Origin of the sequence: Steroidobacter sp., from assembly GCF_016790065.1 — a bacterium.
Lineage (GTDB): Bacteria > Pseudomonadota > Gammaproteobacteria > Steroidobacterales > Steroidobacteraceae > Steroidobacter.
Map to the genome: position 1 here is coordinate 1 of NZ_JAEUPY010000267.1, position 5925 is coordinate 5925.

Here is a 5925-nt window from a genome sequence, read left to right on the forward strand (position 1 = left end):
GCTGTCCGATCCGCCAGAGCAGTTCCTGCGGCGGGTACGCGAGACGGTGGCGCGGGGACTGGATGAACAGACCGCGCTGGCTGCACTGACCACCGTGCCGGCCGGGTTGCTGGGCATGCAGGATCAGCTGGGTACGCTGGAGCCGGGCCGTCGTGCGCAGTTCTTGATCGCCGATGCGGATCTGCTGCGTTCGGCCGCGGCGCGTATCCACGAGGTGTGGGTAGATGGGCGTCGCTACGCGCGGTCGCTTCCGGCACGTGCGAATGCCGCGAGCACTGAAGCAACCTCCAAGCCTCCGCTGCCCGGAGTGTTGCGCTATCCAGCCGGAGAGTACGGCCGAGAGAGCTTGCCAGAGCAGCCGCAGTCACTACACCTGCGCAACGCAACTGTGTGGACGCAGGGGCCGCAGGGCGTACTGGAACAGGCGGACCTGCTGGTGGAGCAGGGACGCATCAAGGCAGTGGGTCGTGCGTTAAAGGCACCTGCGAACACGGTCGAGATCGATGCGCGGGGTCTGCATGTGACGCCGGGAGTAATCGATCCGCACTCGCACGCGGCGATAGATCTTCGGGGTCGTGCACCGGATCGAGAGTCGAGACTGTTTGCCGAGAATGCTCTTCTAGTCACTGGTGAGGTACGTATCAGCGACGTACTCAAAGCGGACCATATGCGGATTTATCACCAATTGGCTGCGGGCCTGACGAGTTTGTTGGTGTTGCCGGGTTCGGGAACACAAATGGTGGGAAAGGGGCAGGCGATCAAGCTGCGCTGGGGCGGCCGTGCGGCTGATCTGCCAATCCCGACCGCTCCTTGTGCGATGAAATCCGCCATTGGCGATAACGCGACGATGTATGCCTGGGGCGGTGATCTCGCCAACCGCACGCGCTATCCGCACACGCGCATGGGCATCATGGATCCGCTGCGGGATGCCTTCAATCGCGCGCGCGCCTACGAAACACAATATCAACAGCAAAGCCGTAGTGGCCCGCCGCCGCGGCGTGATCTGCGCATGGAAGCGCTGCTGGAAGTGCTCTCGGGTCGCTGCGTCATGCACATCCACAGCCACCGCCAGGACGACATGGAGACGTTCCTGGAAGTGGCGCGTGAGTATGAATTGAAACCGGTGTTCCATCATGCCTCCGAGGCCTACAAGATGGCCCCGGAGCTGGCCGCGGCGGGGGCCGGCTCGGCGGTGGCCTCGGATTGGTGGGGATTCAAGATGGAATCCCTGAACGAGATTCCTCAGAACGCCACTCTGCTCACCCAGCAAGGCGTTCTCACTTCGCTGCACTCGGATGATGGTGATCTGGCCTACCGCCCGATGGTGGAGGCGGCCAAGAGTGTTCGCAACGGCCTGACCGAGGTGCAGGCGATGAACCTGTTGACGATCAACCCGGCGCGCCTGCTGGGTATCGCCGATCGCACGGGCTCTTTGGAGGTAGGCAAGGACGCGGACTTCGTGATCTGGAGTGCGCATCCGCTGTCGGTGTACGCCCAGGTGCGCCAGACCTGGATCGACGGGCGGCGCTACTTCGATCTCGATGCCGACCGGCAGGAACAGGTCCGCATCGAACGCGAGCGCGCGCGGATGATCGCGCTTATCCGCAGCTGTAACAACAGCGGATCGGATGCACGCTGCACGGGAGGCACACCATGAACGTCGCACGGAAACTTCTGGTCACGGGGCTGCTGTCTCTGACTGTGGGAATGGCAGTGACGCAGGCCGGCACTTCTGCACGTACGCAATTGTTGAGCGGTGCGGACCTGTACACGGTGAGTCACGGCGTGATAACCGGCGGTGAGCTGCTGATCCAGGATGGCCGGATTGCCGCCCTGGGCCAGCGCGTACAGGCGCCAGCCGATGCGCAGCGCATCGATGTGTCCGGCAAGCGCATCTATCCGGGACTGATCAGCGCCAACAGTATCTTGGGGCTGGCGGTAGTGGGGCCGTTGGAGACTTCCGTCCCCGGTGCCTCGCACTACTTCCAGGAGCTGGGCGTGAACAACGCCAACCTGCGCGGCTCAGCCGGGGTGGACCCGGACACGATGGCCTGGCCGGTGGCCCGTGCCAACGGGGTGCTGACGGCGCTGATCGTGCCCGGCGCGGGCCGCGATGCGTTGTTCACGGGTCGTTCCACGCTGATGCGCGCCAGCGGCTGGACGCAGCAGCAGATGACGATCGAGCCGCTGGTGGCGTTGCATCTGCACTGGCCGGACAGCGAGCAGAATCATCAGCTGCTGCATCAGATCATGAGTGAGGCGAGAGGCTACGCACTGGAGAAAGCAAACAAGCGCATCCTCGTGCCGGACCTGCGTCTGGAGGCCATGCTGCCGGCGCTGAGCGGTGAGATGCTGCTGATGATCCACATCAACGGCGCACGGCAGATCCGCGAGGCGTTGGCTTTTGCTCGCGAGCAGAGTCTGAAGATCGTGCTGGTGGAGAAGGAGGGCCAGGCCGATGCCTGGCGCCTGGCGGAACAGATCGCAGCTCAGAACGTGCCGGTGATGCTGGGCAAGGCGCTGTTGGGTCCGAGCCGGCGCAGCGAGGCCTTCGACGTGCGCTACACCGCGGCGGCGAAGCTGGCGGCGGCGGGCGTGAAGGTCATCATCGCCAACAACGGGGACTTCCGCATCATGGTCGGCGGCGTCACAGCCGAGCGAAACCTGCCGTACGAGGCGGCCGTGTATGCGGCCTTCGGGCTGGGAGCGGAGGCGGCGCTGCGGGCGATCACGCTGACACCCGCCGAGGTGCTGGGTGTTGCCGATCGGCTGGGTTCCCTGGATGCAGGCAAGGCAGCCACGCTGTTCGTGGCGAGCGGCGATGTCCTCGAAGCCTCGAGTCGGGTGGAGCGCATCTGGATCGACGGTCTGCAGATCGACCCGATGAGCAACCCCCAAGCTCAGTTTCGTGAGCAGTACCTGCGCAAGTACCGCGGACTGCCGAAAGATGTAAGAGAAGAGTGATGCCGGAGGGGAAAGGTGCTGCAACCTCGTGTGTCGGAGGTGCTTATGCTGGCTGAGCGTAAGTCATTTTATATCGTCCTGATGCTCGCGCTGTGGCTCGCTAGCGTGAGCGCGAGTGCGCAGATGGCGTTGCAGCCTGACGATTTGCTTGGGCTGAACGCGGTACGCAGTGTGGAGATCAACCGCGACGGTTCGGCGCTTGCGGTGAACGTGGTCATGCCAGATATCGCGGCGGACGTTCGCCGAAGCGAATTGCGTGTCATCGAAAAAGCAGGCGACGAGCTGCGTACCGAGACGATACCAAACGCAAGTCTCGCGAGCTGGTCGCGCGATGGTAAAAGGTTGCTGTTTGTTTCCGAGAAGGACGGCGGGGCGACACTCAGTGCGTATGACAGAGTACGGGCAGCGACGACCACGCTAGCGACGCTAGAACATCAACCGAAGTATTTGACGTGGAGTCCTGCGGAAACGCAGGTGGCAATGATCTCGGACGTGCCGACGCCACCGCAAACGTGGTTCGCGATGCCCGAGTCTCCCGCTGCCGCACAGCAGCCGATTCTCATCGATCATGCTGCCTATCGCTCGGACAACGGCAGCTGGGTACCGTCAGTCGAAACGAAGCTGTACATCGTCGAGGTCGCCACCGGAAAGACGCAGGAGCTGGCGTTGCCTGTGGATGTTTCCTTGTCCGAGACGGAGGTCGGTGACGGTGGCCCCGCAACTTGGTCGGCGGACGGACGTTGGGTGACGATTTCGGTCGCGCGAGGCCGGGATCGGCAAGCCAATCTCTGGAACGTGAATCGCGATCTGTTGCGGATCGATGTGCAAACAGGAGCGACGAACTGGATTGCAGAGCAGCCCGGCGTGGAGCTCGACGCGTCGGTCGCTCCGAACGGCCGTGCCATCGCCTTCCTGCGTCAGCATGGCGAGCCTTCGGCGGTGGTGTTTCCTTTTGATCTGGTGGTTCGCGATCTGCGCACCGGCAAAGAAACAGTGCCGCTCGACGGCCGCGACTTGAACATCAGCGCCTTCCAGTGGCTGCCGGACAGCAGCGGCTGGCTCGTGCAATACCTGCAGCGAGGCAGATGGACGTTGGCTCGCGTTGCCAGGAGTGGTCGATTGCAAGTTGTCAGCAACGAGGCAACCAGTGCTGCCGCGCGCATCTCAGAGAACGGTACGGTTGCCTTCCTGAGATGTGATGCTGGGCGGCCGGCGGAGGCAGTTACAGCGGATCTGTTAGGTCGTGTCACGGAATGGACAAATGCCAATCCAGCGCTCAGGCAGCGCGAGTGGTCGCGACTCGGCGAAATCAATTTTTCCTCGGCGAATACCGACCGTCGCACTATTCATGCTGTGGTGGCACAGCCGGGCGGTGTGAAAGATGTCAGTGCTCTGCCGGTGGTCGTTGACTTGCATGGAGGACCATACTCGGCAAGTACTTTTAATTTCAGCTCGGATCGCGAGTTCTTCGTCGCGCAAGGTTATGTAGTGATCCAGCCGAACTATCGCGGCAGCATCGGCTATGGCCGTGAGTTCATGCAGCTAAGCGACCGCAAGCATTATCCCGGTTGGTTCGACGAGCCAAATGCGTCGAGCGAGATGGGGCTGGATGTCGTCGGTGTGCTGCAGGCGATTCGCGAGCATCGCTTGGGCGATCCCAACAGAGTGTTCCTGCGCGGCATCAGTGCCGGCGCACTGCTCACGTCGTGGACAGTGGGGCGCACTCAGGAATTCAGGGCTGCGGTGGCGCAATCCTGGTACCCAGGCGAGTGGAGCGCGCCGGTCTACGGTTCTTATCAGATCCGGCGCTATTTCAATGGACCACCGTGGGACGCGCGCTATCAATCTGAATACTGGCGGCGCCATCCCGTCATGCTTGCCGAGCAGATCGTGACGCCGCTGCTCATCATGCAAGGCGAGATCGATTGGGTCACGCCGCTGATGGAGGCCGAAAAGTTCTACTACTCGTTGCGCAACCTCGGGCGCGACGTGCAACTGACGGTATTCCCTGACGAGACGCATGGCCTGCGATCCCATCCCGTCACGTTGCGTAACTCGCTGCTCATGGAAGTGAGCTGGTTCCGCAAGCACGATGCGGCTCAGGTCGGAGGTAGGCGGATATCGAGCGCACCGTAAGTCAGTTTGAGCAGCCGCGGATATTTTCCGCGGATGTTCGTGCGCCTGTTCGATCTGAGGATCTTTGCTTCATGAGAGCAGCGCTTATCGCGGTCTTCGTTTGTCTGGCTGCGACCGGCTGTGCCTATGTCGCCTCGGCGAGGGTCGTATCGCTAGGGCCGAGCCCAATCTATAGAAGACGAACGACGGCCGCCGATACCCCACTTTCTACTAGCGATTCTTCCTAGTATGTTGGGCGGTAAATGAGCGAGTCTCTCAAGGCCTGGTTTGTCCGCGAAGTGCTCGTTCACGAGGAGCTGCTGGTCAACTACCTGATTCGTGTGTGGCCACGGCGCGACGAAGTGGCTGACTTGCGTCAGGAGATCTACATCCGAGTCTACCAATCTGGAATGACTGCGAGGCCAGCCTCCGCCAAGGCGTTTCTGTTCGCCACTGCGCGGCATCTCATGATCGATCGCATCCGGCGGCAACGGGTAATCACCATCGACACGGTGGGGGATCTAGACGCACTAAACGTCCTCATAGACGAGATTTCACCAGAGCAGCGCGTGAAGGCGAGGCAGGAACTGCGTCGCCTGGCGGTCGCCTTCGATGCGTTGCCGCCCAAGTGTCGCGATACCGTATGGTTGCGTCGGGTGGATCAGCTCTCGCAGAATGAGGTCGCTGTTCGTCTCGGTATCAGCCCCCGCACCGTTGAGAAGCACCTCATGAAGGGGCTCCGCCAGTTGGCCAACGCCATGCTCGGCACTGAATTTACTGCCACACAGGATAAGGAAGACTCGGACGCCGGCGAGGAGCAGAGCGTCGGTCGGGAGCGTCGAAGAT

4 protein-coding genes are annotated in these 5925 nt (G+C 62.1%); all 4 read left to right on the forward strand.

Features of this window, described 5'->3' with window-relative positions; all coding sequences use genetic code 11:
* Positions 1–1657 (forward strand): amidohydrolase family protein (locus JNL55_RS11645; protein WP_293852995.1); only part of this gene is annotated, 1657 nt, incomplete at its 5' end.
* Complete coding sequence (locus JNL55_RS11650; protein ID WP_293852996.1) at positions 1654–2964, forward strand: amidohydrolase family protein; 1311 nt, start codon at positions 1654–1656, stop codon at positions 2962–2964. The genes JNL55_RS11645 and JNL55_RS11650, both read left to right, overlap by 4 nt.
* A gap of 45 nt (positions 2965–3009) precedes the next feature.
* The gene (locus JNL55_RS11655; protein ID WP_293852997.1) at positions 3010–5100 is read left to right on the forward strand and encodes a S9 family peptidase; all 2091 of its coding nucleotides are present in this window, start codon (positions 3010–3012) and stop codon (positions 5098–5100) included.
* 242 nt (positions 5101–5342) lie between these two features.
* On the forward strand, positions 5343–5925 hold a 583-nt coding region (locus JNL55_RS11660; RefSeq protein ID WP_293852998.1), incomplete at its 3' end, for an RNA polymerase sigma factor.

Excerpts from the sequence above, each read along its gene's own strand:
- JNL55_RS11650 (WP_293852996.1), top strand. The coding sequence starts at position 1,654 with ATGAACGTCGCACGGAAACTTCTGGTCACGGGGCTGCTGTCTCTGACT.
- JNL55_RS11655 (WP_293852997.1), top strand. The coding sequence starts at position 3,010 with ATGCTGGCTGAGCGTAAGTCATTTTATATCGTCCTGATGCTCGCGCTG.